This window comes from Candidatus Limnocylindrales bacterium (assembly GCA_035626395.1).
In the GTDB taxonomy this organism is placed as follows: domain Bacteria; phylum Desulfobacterota; class Binatia; order UBA1149; family CAITLU01; genus DASPNH01.
Genome location: DASPNR010000007.1, coordinates 114,130 through 127,649 on the forward strand (window position 1 = coordinate 114,130; position 13,520 = coordinate 127,649).

The 13,520-nt window shown below is 68.3% G+C and carries 15 protein-coding genes; 11 read left to right on the forward strand and 4 right to left on the reverse strand.

Annotated elements, in window-relative coordinates; translation table 11 throughout:
- Window positions 1-4 precede the first annotated feature (4 nt).
- The 11 genes from VEC57_03870 (at window position 5) to VEC57_03920 (ending at window position 6,463) form a co-directional block, all read left to right on the forward strand.
- Complete coding sequence (locus VEC57_03870) at window positions 5-277, forward strand: hypothetical protein (GenBank protein HYB98251.1); 273 nt, start codon at window positions 5-7, stop codon at window positions 275-277.
- Between the two features lie 16 nt (window positions 278-293).
- A complete protein-coding gene (locus VEC57_03875; GenBank protein HYB98252.1) occupies window positions 294-569 on the forward strand; it encodes a DUF507 family protein in 276 nt (91 codons plus the stop codon).
- A 178-nt stretch (window positions 570-747) separates the two neighbouring features.
- On the forward strand, window positions 748-1,035 hold the full coding sequence (groES, locus tag VEC57_03880; GenBank protein HYB98253.1) for a co-chaperone GroES: 288 nt from the start codon (window positions 748-750) through the stop codon (window positions 1,033-1,035).
- 37 nt (window positions 1,036-1,072) lie between these two features.
- Window positions 1,073-2,713: a chaperonin GroEL gene (gene groL / locus VEC57_03885; protein ID HYB98254.1), complete on the forward strand. Its 1,641-nt coding sequence runs from the start codon at window positions 1,073-1,075 to the stop codon at window positions 2,711-2,713.
- A gap of 188 nt (window positions 2,714-2,901) precedes the next feature.
- A complete protein-coding gene (rpsP, locus tag VEC57_03890) occupies window positions 2,902-3,147 on the forward strand; it encodes a 30S ribosomal protein S16 (protein HYB98255.1) in 246 nt (81 codons plus the stop codon).
- Entirely contained in the window at window positions 3,075-3,395 is a 321-nt protein-coding gene (locus VEC57_03895) for a KH domain-containing protein (GenBank protein HYB98256.1), read from the forward strand. The genes rpsP and VEC57_03895 overlap by 73 nt, the downstream gene beginning before the upstream one ends.
- A 46-nt stretch (window positions 3,396-3,441) precedes the next feature.
- Window positions 3,442-4,026 carry a ribosome maturation factor RimM gene (rimM, locus tag VEC57_03900; GenBank protein HYB98257.1) on the forward strand — a complete coding sequence of 195 codons (585 nt, stop codon included), beginning with the start codon at window positions 3,442-3,444 and terminating at the stop codon, window positions 4,024-4,026.
- The gene (gene trmD / locus VEC57_03905; GenBank protein ID HYB98258.1) at window positions 4,023-4,709 is read left to right on the forward strand and encodes a tRNA (guanosine(37)-N1)-methyltransferase TrmD; all 687 of its coding nucleotides are present in this window, start codon (window positions 4,023-4,025) and stop codon (window positions 4,707-4,709) included. Before rimM ends, trmD begins: the two co-directional genes overlap by 4 nt.
- Before the next feature lie 4 nt (window positions 4,710-4,713).
- Window positions 4,714-5,277: an RNA methyltransferase gene (locus tag VEC57_03910; GenBank protein ID HYB98259.1), complete on the forward strand. Its 564-nt coding sequence runs from the start codon at window positions 4,714-4,716 to the stop codon at window positions 5,275-5,277.
- A gap of 35 nt (window positions 5,278-5,312) precedes the next feature.
- Complete coding sequence (gene rplS / locus VEC57_03915) at window positions 5,313-5,660, forward strand: 50S ribosomal protein L19 (protein HYB98260.1); 348 nt, start codon at window positions 5,313-5,315, stop codon at window positions 5,658-5,660.
- Between the two features lie 38 nt (window positions 5,661-5,698).
- Window positions 5,699-6,463 carry an endonuclease/exonuclease/phosphatase family protein gene (locus VEC57_03920; GenBank protein HYB98261.1) on the forward strand — a complete coding sequence of 255 codons (765 nt, stop codon included), beginning with the start codon at window positions 5,699-5,701 and terminating at the stop codon, window positions 6,461-6,463.
- On the opposite strand, the gene VEC57_03925 is transcribed toward VEC57_03920, so the two are convergent.
- From VEC57_03925 to VEC57_03940, 4 genes are all read right to left on the reverse strand, one after another.
- Window positions 6,431-8,533 (reverse strand): VTT domain-containing protein, encoded by a 2,103-nt coding sequence (locus VEC57_03925; protein HYB98262.1) that lies wholly within the window; start codon window positions 8,531-8,533, stop codon window positions 6,431-6,433. The two genes, VEC57_03920 and VEC57_03925, sit on opposite strands and share 33 nt — an antisense overlap.
- A 154-nt stretch (window positions 8,534-8,687) precedes the next feature.
- Window positions 8,688-11,369, reverse strand: coding sequence for a hypothetical protein (locus VEC57_03930; protein HYB98263.1), 2,682 nt, complete (start codon window positions 11,367-11,369; stop codon window positions 8,688-8,690).
- A gap of 117 nt (window positions 11,370-11,486) precedes the next feature.
- Entirely contained in the window at window positions 11,487-12,512 is a 1,026-nt protein-coding gene (locus VEC57_03935; GenBank protein ID HYB98264.1) for a dipeptide ABC transporter ATP-binding protein, read from the reverse strand.
- Window positions 12,509-13,498, reverse strand: a complete 990-nt coding sequence (locus VEC57_03940; protein HYB98265.1) for an ABC transporter ATP-binding protein — start codon at window positions 13,496-13,498, stop codon at window positions 12,509-12,511. The genes VEC57_03935 and VEC57_03940 overlap by 4 nt, the downstream gene beginning before the upstream one ends.
- Window positions 13,499-13,520: the final 22 nt, after the last annotated feature.

The window sequence follows — 13,520 nt, forward strand, 5'->3', positions numbered from 1 at the left end:
GACCGTGGCGAGCCGCGAGGAGATCCAGAAGCTGGCGGTGGCGATCGCGACCGACCTGTGTCGCGAGGACCCGCCCGTGGTGCGCGGCGAGATGTCCAAAGTGGCGGCGGCCGTGGCCAACGCCATCGCCGCCAATTTCGCCGAGGAAGCCCGGATCGAGCGCGAGGTCGAGGAGACGCTGCAAGCGATGGGGCGCCAGGCGGCCGACCTCGATCCGGCCAAGCTGCGCCGCGGCGTTCGCGAGCGCATCGCCAGGCAGAAGGGTTTCGTACTGTGACGGCGGAGGCCTGAGGATGGAGCGGCAGCTGAGCGAGGCGCGCGTCGAGGCGCTGTCCATTGCCATCGCCAAGGCGCTGGCCGCGGCGCCCGGAGTGCAGGTGCTCGACCATGGCGGCGCCGTCCGACGCATCGCGGCCCGCCTGCAGGCGAGCGTCGGGGCCGAAGGCGAGTCCCTGGACAAGGCGGTCCGGGCACGGATCGCTTCGTTGTCGCGTTCGGTCCCAGAGGGAAGCCGGGAATGGGACGTTCTCTACCGGCAGTATTCCCAGCAGCTCTCCCGGCGGCGATAGGAGGCCCGGCGCGAGCTGCCGCGGCCGTCATGCGGCCGCGGAATTTTCAAGAGCTACACCTTGACAGAACAGGGCCCGGCCTTAGCTGAGCCGTGTCTACCCACTCGCAACCCGTCTTTCGGGAACTCAAATTTCGATCGGCCAAGGCCGAAAAACAGTCAGGAGGCTTCGAGAAGCGATGAACATTCGCCCACTATACGACCGGATCCTGGTTCGTCGGGTCCAGGAAGAAGAAAAGACCGCCGGCGGCATCATCATCCCCGACACCGCGAAGGAAAAGCCGCAGGAAGGCAAGGTGGTTGCGGTCGGCGACGGCCGCATCGATGACGACGGCAAGCTCCGCAAGCTGACCGTCAAGAAGGGCGACCGCATCCTGTTCGGCAAGTACTCCGGCAGCGAAGTCACTCTCAATGGGGTCGAGCACCTGATCATGCGCGAGGATGACGTCCTCGGCGTCCTCGAATAACCCCGAACACGAAATTCCACGGAGGAAGATTCCAGCCATGCCCAAGATCGTAAATTTCAGCCAAGAATCGCGCGACAAGCTCCTGCGCGGAGTCAACATCCTCGCTGATGCCGTCACCGTCACCCTCGGACCACGCGGCCGCAACGTCTGCCTCGAGAAGTCCTGGGGCGCTCCCACCGTCACCAAGGACGGCGTGTCGGTCGCCAAGGAGATCGAGCTCGAGGACAAGTTCGAGAACATGGGGGCGCAGATGGTCAAGGAAGTCGCTTCGAAGACTTCCGACGTCGCCGGCGACGGCACCACTACCGCCACCGTTCTCGCACGCGCCATCTTCAGTGAAGGCGCCAAGATGGTCGCCGCCGGCCACGACCCGATGTCGCTCAAGCGCGGCATCGACAAGGCGGTCGAAGCAGTGATGCAGGAGCTGAAGAAGCTCTCCAAGCCGACCAAGAGCCGCGAAGAGATCGCGCAGGTCGGCACCATCTCGGCCAACTCCGATCGCACCATCGGCGACATCATCGCCGAGGCCATGGACAAGGTCGGCAAGGAAGGCGTCATCACTGTCGAGGAGAACAAGGCCCTGGAAACCACGCTCGACGTGGTCGAGGGCATGCAGTTCGACCGCGGCTACCTGTCGCCCTACTTCGTCACCGACCCCGAGCGCATGACGGCCCAGCTCGATGACGCGCTCATTCTCATCAACGAGAAGAAGATCTCCAACATGAAGGAGATGCTGCCGGTGCTCGAGGCGATCGCGAAGGCCGGCCGGCCGCTGCTGCTGATCGCCGAGGACATCGAGGGCGAGGCTCTGGCGACCCTGGTCGTCAACAAGATCCGCGGCACGCTCAGCGTGGTTGCGGTGAAGGCCCCGGGCTTCGGCGACCGCCGCAAGGAAATGCTCAAGGACATCGCCACGCTCACCGGCGGCAAGGTGATCTCCGAGGAGCTCGGCCTCAAGCTCGAGAATGTCACGCTGCAGGACCTCGGCCGTGCCAAGCGGATCTCGGTCGACAAGGACAACACGACCATCGTCGACGGTGCCGGCAAGAAGGCCGACATCGAAGGCCGCATCAACACGATCCGCAAGCAGATCGAGGAGACGACCTCCGACTACGACCGCGAGAAGCTGCAGGAGCGCCTGGCCAAGCTGGTTGGCGGCGTGGCGGTGATCAAGGTCGGCGCGGCCACCGAGGTGGAGATGAAGGAGAAGAAGGCGCGCGTCGAGGACGCACTGCACGCCACGCGTGCAGCCGTCGAGGAGGGCATCGTGCCGGGCGGCGGCGTCGCTCTGGTGCGCTGCCAGGCGGCGCTCGAGAACCTCAAGGGCGCCACGGACGAGGAGAACGTCGGCATTCGCATCCTGTCCCGATCCATCGAAGAGCCGACGCGCTGGATCGCTCGCAATGCGGGAGCCGAGCCCTCGATCGTCATCGACCGCATCCGCAACGGCAAAGGCGCCTACGGGTACAATGCCGCCACGGGTCAGTTCGAGGATCTGATCAAGGCCGGCATCGTCGATCCGACCAAGGTCGTGCGCACGGCGCTGCAGAACGCGTCCTCGGTCGCCGGCCTGATGCTGACCACCGAGGCCGCCGTCGCCGAAAAGCCCAAGGAAGATAAGGGTGCCGGCGCTGGAGCCGGAGCCCATGGCATGGGCGGCGGCATGGACATGATGTAGGAGTGGTCCGGCGCTTTGCTGCGGTTGGCTTGTGCGACCGTAGCGGCTACCTAGCAAAGCCCCCCGCCGCAGGCGCGGCGGGGGGCTTTTCGTTGGGATCCCGTCCCCACCGAGCCCCGCTGATTCTTTACAAAACCGGCGGATAGTGGTGAAAAACGTAATTCGTACTCAGGAGTAGAGGAAGTCGAATGTCCGTCAAGATCCGCCTCTCCAGGCATGGCAGCAAAAAGAGACCGTTCTACCGTGTGGTCGTCGCCGACGAGCGTGCACCGCGGGACGGCCGCAACCTGGTACAAGTGGGAACCTACAATCCGCTTGTGAATCCTGCCGAGGTGAGGCTCGACGCGGAGAAGATTGGCTCATGGCTCAAGAAGGGCGCGAAGCCGACACCGATCGTGGCCAAGCTTATGAAGCAAGCGGGCGTTCCGGCGTAAACGGAACCGTCTCCCTGCGAGAGCTGGTCGAATTCCTGGCCCGGAACCTCGTAACGCATCCGGACGCGGTCGAGGTCCACGAGAGCGCTAGCGAGCACGCGACGACTCTCGAGCTGCGCGTACACAAAGAAGATCTGGGAAGAGTCATCGGAAAGCAGGGCCGAACCGCCAAATCCCTGCGCACCATTCTCAACGCTGCCGCCTCGCGAACCAACCATAAAGCCGCCCTCGAAATCATCGAGGAGTAGCACCGACCGGCCTGCGGCCGGTCGATCGGCTTCGTCGGGCCCGCCCGTGCGCGCGGAAACGTCGCCCGACACCGCGGCCGGCGAGCGCGAGCTCGTCACCATCGGAACGATCGCGCGCCCCCATGGGCTGTCCGGCGCTGTTGTCGCTCACATCGACCCGACGATGACCGACGAGCTGCGTCGCGGCCTGCGCCTCGAGCTTCGGCACGGCCAGCAGAGCACGCAGGCGCGCGTGCGCAGCTTCGCTCCTGCACGGTCGGGCGTGCGGCTCGTGCTCGATGCGCTCGGCGACCGTGACGCCGCCGAAGCCGCCGTCGGGGCGGCGCTGCTGGTGGCGCGCTCGGATCTGCGCGGCGTCGGCAACCAGGTGTATCTGGACAGCGACATTCTCGGTTGCCACGTCTTCACACGCGACGGCGTGCCGCTCGGCGCCGTCGCCGAGATCCTGACCACCGGAGCCAACGACGTCTACGTCGTCCAGGGTGCCGGCGGCGAGATCCTCGTGCCCGCCATCGCCCGCGCCGTGGTCGCCGTGGATGTCGCCGAAAGGCGCATCACGGTCGAAGCCGACGCCCTCGAGTATCCTGCAGCCGCCGACCAGAAGGCGTCGCGCCGCGAGCCGCAGTCGTGATCGCGTTCGACGTCATCACGCTGTTTCCCGAGTTCATCGCCGCCGGCGCCGCGGTCGGCGTGCTCGGCCGCGCCGCCGAGCGCAACATCGTGGCGGTGCGCGCGCATCAGCTTCGCGACTATACCGGCGGCAGCCCGCATCCCGTCGACGATTCTCCGTACGGAGGCGGGCCCGGCATGGTCATGCGACCCGAGCCGATCTACGCCGCGGTCGAAGACATCGGCGCGCAATTCGCGCCCGCGCGGCGCATACTGCTGACGCCGCAGGGTCAGCCGTTCAACCAGGCGGCCGCGCGCAGGCTGGCCGCCGACCACCACTCGATCCTGCTGTTTTGTGGCCGCTACGAGGGCGTAGACGAGCGCGTGCGCGTGCTGTTCGACGAAGAAATCTCCATCGGCGACTACGTGCTCACCGGCGGGGAGCTCGGTGCGCTCGTCATCATCGATGCCGTCTCGCGCCTGGTCCCCGGCGTGCTCGGCAGCGAGCAATCGCCGGCCAGCGAGAGCTTCAGCGAGGCCGATCTTCTCGAGTATCCGCAGTACACGCGGCCGGCCGAGTTCCGCGGCATGGCGGTGCCTGCCGTGCTGAGCTCCGGCAATCATGCGGCCATCGAACGATGGCGGCGCGAGCAGGCGTTGGAGCGCACTCGCAAGCGGCGCCCCGACCTGGCGCGCAAGGGCTGAAGGCGTGGGCGCCCGGCTGCACGTCGCGCTGCTGCACCATCCCGTCTACGACAAGAACCGGCAGGTCGTGACGACGGCGGTCACCAACATCGATGTGCACGACATCGCGCGCAGCTGTCGCACCTACGGCGTCGAGCGCTTCTACGTCGTCACTCCGGTAGACGCGCTGCGCGGGCTGGTTCGCCGGATCATCCGTCACTGGGACGAAGGCGAAGGGCGCAGCTACAACCCGAACCGCGCCGAGGCGCTGTCGCTGGTGCAACTGGAGGCCTCGCTGGAGGGCGTGGAAATCGACATCGAGCGCCGCCTCGGCGTGCTGCCGCGGCTGCTCGGCACCTCCGCGCGCCGCACGGGCCCGGTCTCCACGTTTGCGCAGGTGCGTCGCGAGCTCGAGTCCGAGGACGGCGCCTACCTTCTTCTGCTCGGGACCGGATGGGGACTGACCGAGCAGGTGCTCGGCCGCTGCCACGCGATCATCGAGCCCATCGTCGGCCCCACGCCCTACAACCATCTGTCGGTTCGCGCCGCCGCCGCAATCCTCCTTGACCGCCTGAGAAGTCCGGGCTAGTAGAGGCGGCTCGACTTTCCCAAGGAGCCCGCCCCGTGGACGTCATCAAGAGCCTCAACTCGGAGCAGATCCGTTCCGACATCCCGTCGTTTCGACCGGGGGATACGCTGCGGGTGCACGCGAAGATCGTCGAGGGCGAGAAGGAACGCATCCAGGTTTTCGAGGGCATCTGCATCCGCCGCACGCGAGGCGCGATGAACGCCTTCTTCACCGTCCGCAAGACCTCCTACGGCGTGGGCGTGGAGCGAACCTTTCCCATCCATTCCCCGCGCATCGACAAGATCGAAGTGAAGAGCCGCGGCAAAGTCCGCCGCAGCCGGCTATTCTATCTCCGAGACGTCAGCGGCAAGGCCGCGCGCATCAAAGAGCTCAAGACGACCTGACTCGGCGCGCCTCGCGGCCGGCGCCGGGAGCTTCTCCGGTGCCAACGCCACTCAAGCTTCTCACCTACAACATCCATCGCGGCATCGGCTGCGACGGGCGTTATGATCTCGGGCGCGTCGAGCGCATCCTGCGCGAAGAACGCCCCGATGTCGTGACGCTCCAGGAGGTCGACTGCGGCCTGGCGCGCAGCGACTTCGACGATCAGGTCGAGATCCTGTCCTCCCGTCTCGGCTTGCGCGGCAGCTACTGGGCCACCTCGGCAATGGCCGAGGGGCATTTCGGGCTGGCGATCCTGAGCCGTTTCCCCGTCGCCTTTCTTCGCGAGTACGACCTCAGCTATCGCCCCAGGAACGAGCCGCGCTTCTGCCTGCGTGCCGACCTGGAGATCGAGCCTGGCGCGATCCTGCACGTCTTCAACTGCCACCTGGGACTGGCGACGATGGAGCGGCGCTTTCAGCGCCGGCGCATGCTCAGCGACGCGCTCCTGCTGAGCGAGGAGCTGCATCACCCGGTCGTGCTGATGGGAGACTTCAACGACCGGCCGCTCACCGTGGTGCACCGCCAGCTTCGCCGCCACTTCGTCGACGCCTACAAGTGCAGCGGCCAGCGCGGCGGGGCCACGTTCCAGTTCGGTCCGCTGGCCTGGCGTCTCGACCACATCTACGTGAGCGACGACGTGCGTGTACTCGACTGCTGGGTGCGCCGCGACGAACTTGCGCGCGTCGCTTCGGACCATCGCCCGCTCATTGCCACGGTCGAGATCGACACCTCACGACGGAGCGACGCGCAGGCGGCGTCGTAACCACACCACCGCCGACGCGACCACCGCCGTCGTCAGCGCCAGCACTGCAAGGCTGGTCACGCTCGGGCGGCGGATCGCAGCGGCGAGCTGGGCCTGCAGCAGCGAGATTCCGAGAATCCCCGGCATCATTCCGAGCACGGTCCCGAGCGCGTAATCGCGAACGCCGACCCCGGCCGACCCCAGAACCATGTTCACGACCGTGAACGGCGCGATCGGCAGGAGGCGGATGACGATCATCGTGATCAGTCCGCGGTTCTTGAGCGTGTCGGCGACGCGGCGAAAGCGCGCCCCCGTCATCTGCTCGACCGTGCTACGGCCGACGACGCGGCCGATCCAGTACGTCACCAGCGCGCCCGCCAGGCTGCCCACGATGGAATAGGCGATGCCGAGAACGGGCCCGAACACCGAGGCTGTGGCCAGGATGACGACCATGATCGGCACCATCAGCATCGAGGCTGCCAGGTAGATGCCCAGCACCAGCAGCGGCGTGGCCGGCGCCTCCCGAAGGCGCTGCACCGTCGCCGCCATCGCCTCCGGCTCGATCCACTCGCGCAGCGGGGTCAGCTGCCAGACCGCACCCAGAGCCGCGATGACCGTCAGCGCCAGCGCAATGCGCAGCAGACGCGGCCTGGCGTGCTTGCGGATCTCGCGCGGCGCATAGCACTCGATGATGGTCTGCGCGGTGATCGGCTCGCGCGGATCGATCAGCGAGCCGTCGCCGAGGTCGGGGCCAGGCTGGACGTCGGGACAGATCTGCGCCAGGCAGCGCGGCTGCTCGGCGCGGGAATCGTACAGCTCGATCATCGAACCGCCGCCGTCGAGGGCGCGCTGCACCTCGTGCGGCGCCAGCGCCAGGTGCTCGCCGAGCAGACGCGCCCGGATTGCGGCGATGCCGGCGCCGATTCGCGCATCGCCGTGAGCCTCGATCGAAAAATCGCATTCGGTGTCCAGGGCCATCGACCGGTTGGTCAGGTTGCTCGATCCCACGCGCAGCAGCTCATCGTCGATGATCAGCACCTTGGAGTGCAGATTGATCTGCTTGCTGCCGATGTCGGGCACTACCGGGTAGCAGATGCGCAGGCGCCCGTAGCGGTCGGCCTCGCGCAGGCGGCGAATCGCCTGGAAGTGGAGAACCTGGATCGTGCGCGTCTCGAACCAGCCGAAGTTGTTCTGCGGCAGGATGATGACGACTTCCGGGCCGTCGCTCTCGCGCAGACGTTCGAGCAGGACGCTGACGGCACGCGTGCACGTCAGGTACTGGTTCTCCATGAAGATACGCCGGCGCGCCGCCCTGAGCGCCGCCAGATGGAGCGCCTCGATCTCCTGCACTGGCTCCTGGCCCGGACAGGCGGGCACGGTGCGCGAGATGCCGACGCCGACGTCGGCGAAGTCGACGCCGACGCGGTCGGGCCAACAGTCGTGCGTGTCCTCGACGGGCGCGCGCGGCTCCTCGCCAGTGCACCGCCTCCAGCGCTCGCGCACCAGCTCGCCCATGACGCGGGCGACCTCGCCGTCGGCGACCATCATGACATCGTGCGCGGGTACGTACTCGCGCCAGCCGGGGTCGTTGCGGCGTTCGTCGCCGATCCGGTGCTCGGTCGTGTCCCAGCGGCCCAGCCCGAGATCCATCCCGCCGTTGAACACCACGTTGTCGTCGACCAGCACGATCTTCTGGTGGTGGCTGGCGCCGCTGGGGTGCACGTTGTCGAAACGGAACTGGAAACGATCACTGCGCGGCCAGCGCGTGCGCCAGCGCCATCGTGTCTCGCGCTCGTGCTGGAAAATGATGAGGAAGTCCCACACCAGCACGTACACGTGCAGCTGCGGGCGGCGCCGGAGCATGGCGCCGAGACGCGGTCCAAGCCGGACCGGAAGGTTGTCGGAATGGCCGTTTCGCAGCAGCGCGATGCGGCTGTGCGCGTCCCAACCGATGATGAAGATGGAATGTCGGGCCTTGGCGATGGCCGAAGCGACCGCACCGTAATACGCCTCGCCGTCGGCGAGAACCGAGGCGCGCCGGGCCTGCGCGATACGCCAGACCGTGCTGCCGGGTTGAAGAATGCTGCTCATGAGTGGGTTCGGAAGGACCGTGGAACCCGTCCATGATTACCGGCCGGTGGCAGCGAGCAAGACGGTACGCGGCATCCGCGGCGGACGCGGCGCGGCTGCGCGCATCTGCGCGTGCGGAAAAAAGAGCGGCTGCGCCGCGCGCGGCCTCACCCGATCATGGGTCGGTGCAGCGCACCGTATAGCGTGCGCTGCCGCTGCCGTTGAGGGCAGCCGAACATGATGGACGCGTGGACGCGCATTGACCGATCCCGGCGGGTGGACACGTCAGCGGCTGGCAGCCGTCGCCGTCCTCGCCGCCGAAGCCGACGCAGCCGGCGAAACCGGAGAAGTCGGTGACGCCGAAATTGTCTCCAGTGCTGCCGACCGTGTCGATCCTGCCGCTGGGGCGCCGGATCGTCACGGTGCAGCCGCCGGTGCTGCTCTGACTGACGGTTCCGCCTGGCCACGTCGCTGCCGTGAAGGCGCCGCCGGTGCTGCTCGTGATGGTGAAAGCGAAGTCGACGGTCCCGCAGCAGACGCCGCTTCCGGTGCATTGGCCAGCCAGGCAGTTGTCGAGACCGTTGCATCCCTGGCCATCGTTGCACTCGGCGCCGTCGGGATCGGGCGCCGTGCACGCGTCGGCACTCTCGTCGCATTGCTCCGAGCAGTCGCCGTCGCCGTCAGGGCCGGCGCAGGGGTCGCCGGCATGGCTCTGGCAGAAGCCGTCATCGCAGGTGTCGGTGCCGTTGCAGAAGATGCCGTCGCTGCACGCGGATCCGTCGGGATCCGCGCCGCACGTATCGCCCTGCTCGTCGCATGTCTCCGAGCAGTCGCCGTCGCCGTCGACGCCGGAGCACGGGTTGCCGGCGTGAACGCTGCACACACCGCCCGAGCACGTGTCCGCGCCGTTGCAGAACACGCCGTCATTGCAGGAGGCGCCGTTGGGATCCGGGGAGATGCACGCGTCGGCGGCCTCGTTGCACGACTCGGAGCAGTTGCCGTCGCCGTCGGCGCCCGGACACGGGTTGCCGACATGGACGGTGCAACTACCACCCACGCACGTATCCGCCCCGTTGCAGAAGATGCCGTCGGTGCAGGCGCTGCCGTCCGGGTCGGCGCCGAGGCAGTTGTCGGCGGCCTCGTTGCAGCTCTCGGCGCAGTTGCCGTCACCGTCGGCACCGGCGCACGGGCTGCCCGCGTGAATCGAGCACGAGCCGCCCGCGCACGTATCGGCGCCGTTGCAGAACCTGCCGTCGCTGCAGGGAACGCTGTTGTCGTGGTGCTGGCAAGCACCGGCGCCGTCGCAGACGTCGGTGGTGCAGACGTTGAAATCGTCGTCGCAGCCGCTGCCGGCCGCCGCGTGGTTGACTCGGCAGCTGCCGGCGCCGTCGCAGGTGTCGGGCGCCGAGCACGAGGTCGACTGCGGATCGCCGCATGCGCTGCCGGCGGCAAGGTTCGTATGGAGGCAGTTGCCGGCCGCATCGCAGAGGTCGGCCGTGCACGGGTTGCCGTCATCGGTGCAGGCGCTGCCTGCGGGCATGGACGGATGAGCGCAGGCGCCATTTCCATCGCAGACGTCGTGGGTGCAGGGGTTGCCGTCGCTCGTGCAGGCGGTGCCGGCCGCCAGCGCATCATGCACGCAGCTGCCGGCGCCGTCGCAGGCATCGCCGGTGCATTCGCTACCGTCGTCGGTGCACGGCGTGCCGCTGCTCGTGAAGCAGTGGCCGGCGCCGTGGCACTGATCGTTGCATTCGGAGCCGGCGGTGCACGGGTCGCCGGAATGCACCGAGCAGGACCCGGCCGAGCACTGGTCGGTGCCGTTGCAGAAGGACGCGTCGTCGCACGCCGCGCTGTTCGGGGTATGCGCGCACGTCCCGGCAGCGCTGCAGCGGTCGTCGGTGCAGGCGTTGGAATCGCTGGCGCAGGGGCTGCCGATCGCCTCACGAAGACAGGCCGGAGTGCAGCAGTCGCCGGACGCGTGGTTGCCGTCGTCGCACTCTTCGCCCGGCTCCACGACGGCATTGCCGCAGCGGCGCGCGTCCACGCAGCTCGCATTGGCCGCACCGTCGTCGATCTGGTCGCAGTAGGCGTACAGGTCGTCGCTGCGGTTGAGCGTCAGACAGACCCCGCAGAGCAACGTCTGCCGCACGCAATCCGTGAAGTCGGCGGCCGAAGCGCAGCGGCCGGGAAACGCTGAGGCCAGGCTCAGCTGCGGACAGGCCTCTTCCATCGTGTCGGCGAGCTTGACTGCGAGCTTGCCGACGACGCGGAACGCATCCCCCTCGATGGCGCCGACGCACGCCTCCAGTCCTTCCGCCGAGGTGATGGCCACGCTTCGCAGGCCCGCGCTCTTGCACGCCTGGAATGCGCGGTACTGGAGCTGCTCCATCTTGGCCATGGTGCGGGCCACGGCGCCCTGGCAGCGAGCGCGCGCGGGATCGGCCGTCGCGCTGAGAATGGCGGCATCGAGACTGTCGCCGAAGATGCGCGCGTACGTATCGAGGCTCTGGTCGATGACGGCCTCGGCAACGACGTCGGCGACGTCGAACCCGAAGTCTGGAAGCGAGGCGCAATACGATGACTGCGCCAGCACCAGATTCGCACGTGCCTTGGCGACCTTCCCGCGCGCGTCGGCCGTCAGGCAGCTTTGCGCCGTCTGTCCCGCCGGGAGGCGGTCATGAAGAGCCGCGATGAGACAGGCGCTGGCGGCACGGCCCTGCGCCCTGGCCAGTGCCGCCGCGCCCGCGTTGGTCTCGACGATGCAACGCTGCTGCGCGGCGCTCTGCGGCTGCGCGAGCGCAGCTGCCGGTGTGAGCAGGAGCAGGGCGGTGACGGCCAGGCCGGTCGTGGCATGCATGAGCTTCCCCCAAGCGACATCCGTTCGCCGAGCTCGCGGCGCCGGGTCCCGCCCCGCTGACGTGAGCGACGCTTATCCCGGGCCTGAGGAGGTGTGTCAAAACAGGCGGCCGAGGCCTCAAGTAGACGCCGGATCGAGCGTCCCGGGCGGATCCAGAAGATGGCACGCGGTGGCATGGCCGCCACGATCGAGCAGCGGTGGCACATCCACGCGGCAGCGAGCCACGGCCACGGGGCAGCGCGGATGGAACGGGCAGCCGCTCGGCGGGTTCACCGGGCTCGGCACGTCACCGGCCAGCACGATGCGCTGCTTTCGCGCAGCGCCTTCGACGGTCGGCACCGCCGAAAGCAGCGCCTGCGTGTACGGATGCTGCGGCGCCGCGTAGATCCGCTCCGCCGGCGCCAGCTCGACGATCCGGCCGAGATACATCACCGCCACGTCGTGGCTGACGTGCTCGACCACGCGCAGGTCGTGCGAGATGAATGCGAATGCCAGGCCGCGCTCTTCCTGGAGATCCATCAGCAGGTTGAGGATCTGCGCGCCCACCGAAACGTCGAGCGCCGAGACCGGCTCATCGGCGACGATGAAGCGCGGCGACAGCGCGAGCGCGCGTGCGATGCCGATCCTCTGGCGCTGCCCGCCGCTGAACTCGTGCGGGTAGCGCGAATAGGCGTCGGCGCCGAGGCCGACGCGCCCAAGCAGCTCGATGACGCGATCGCGCAGGTCACGCCCGCGAGCGATACCGTGGACCTCCAATCCCTCGCCGACGATGCGGCCGATGCGCATGCGCGGGTTGAGCGAAGCGTACGGGTCCTGAAACACGATCTGCATGCGCCGGCGCATCGCGCGCAGCTGCGACGGCGACAGCGACGACAGATCGACGCCCTCGAACTCGACGCGGCCCGAGGTCGGCTCGAGAAGCCGGAGCAGGAGGCGGCCGAGCGTCGACTTGCCGCAGCCCGACTCGCCGACGATCCCGAGCGTGCGGCCGGCGTCGATGGCGAGGTCGATGCCTGCCACTGCCTTGACGGTACGCGCCGCACCGAACATGCCGCCGACGCGAAACTCCTTGGTCAGGCCGACGGCACGCACCAGCGGCTGCGACCGGCCTGCCGCGTCTCCTCGCTCGCCCGCCACGCTCACTGCGGCAGCCCTCCATCGCGCGCCGAGACGATGCACGCCGCGCGCTGCCGCGCGCTCGTCACCGGCTCCAGTGGCGGATCGATGCGCGCGCAGTCGTCGATCGCGAACTGGCAGCGGTCGCGGAAGCGGCAGCCCGAGGGAAGCGCGGTCAGGCGCGGGACGACGCCGGGGATCGTGGCCAGGTGGCCGCGCGTGCGGCCCAGGCGCGGCACCGAGCGCAGCAGGCCCAGCGTGTAGGGATGATCGGCGCGCTCGAAGACCTCGGCCACGGGTCCATCCTCGACCACACGTCCCGCGTACATGACCAGCACACGCGAGCAGCGCTCGGCGACGACGCCCAGATCGTGCGTGATCAGCAGCAGCGCCATGCCCAGGCGCGCGCGCAGGCTGTCGAGCAGCTCGAGGATCTGCGCCTGAATCGTCACGTCCAGCGCAGTGGTCGGCTCGTCGGCGATGAGCAGGCGCGGACTGCACGAGAGCGCCATCGCGATCATCACGCGCTGGCGCATGCCGCCGCTGAGCTGATGCGGATAGGCACGGGCGCGTTCGGCAGGATCGGGAATCTCGACCAGGTCGAGCATGCGCACCGCTTCTTCCCATGCCTGACGAGAGGACAGGCGGCGGTGGATCTGCACCGCCTCGGCGATCTGGTAGCCCACCGTGAGCACCGGATTGAGCGACGTCATCGGCTCCTGGAAGATCATCGCGATCTGGCCGCCGCGCACCTGCCGCATCTCGGGCTCGGGCAGCGCCAGCAGATCGGTCCCCGCAAGCTCGATCCGTCCACGCTCGATGCGTCCGGACGGAGGCTGGATCAGGCGCATGATCGACAGAGCCGTGACGCTCTTGCCGCAGCCGGATTCGCCCACCAGCGCGACCGACTCGCCCTCGTCGACGTGGAAATCGACGCCGTCGACGGCGCGCACCGTGCCTTCACTGGTGTCGAAGGCGGTGATCAGCCCGCGCACGTCGAGCAGGCGCGTCATCGCACGGCCTCGCCCGGTCGTC

Excerpts from the sequence above, each read along its gene's own strand:
- VEC57_03875 (HYB98252.1), top strand. The coding sequence starts at position 294 with ATGGAGCGGCAGCTGAGCGAGGCGCGCGTCGAGGCGCTGTCCATTGCC.
- groES (HYB98253.1), top strand. The coding sequence starts at position 748 with ATGAACATTCGCCCACTATACGACCGGATCCTGGTTCGTCGGGTCCAG.
- groL (HYB98254.1), top strand. The coding sequence starts at position 1,073 with ATGCCCAAGATCGTAAATTTCAGCCAAGAATCGCGCGACAAGCTCCTG.
- rpsP (HYB98255.1), top strand. The coding sequence starts at position 2,902 with ATGTCCGTCAAGATCCGCCTCTCCAGGCATGGCAGCAAAAAGAGACCG.
- VEC57_03895 (HYB98256.1), top strand. The coding sequence starts at position 3,075 with ATGGCTCAAGAAGGGCGCGAAGCCGACACCGATCGTGGCCAAGCTTAT.
- VEC57_03925 (HYB98262.1), bottom strand. The coding sequence starts at position 8,533 with ATGAGCAGCATTCTTCAACCCGGCAGCACGGTCTGGCGTATCGCGCAG.
- VEC57_03930 (HYB98263.1), bottom strand. The coding sequence starts at position 11,369 with ATGCATGCCACGACCGGCCTGGCCGTCACCGCCCTGCTCCTGCTCACA.
- VEC57_03940 (HYB98265.1), bottom strand. The coding sequence starts at position 13,498 with ATGACGCGCCTGCTCGACGTGCGCGGGCTGATCACCGCCTTCGACACC.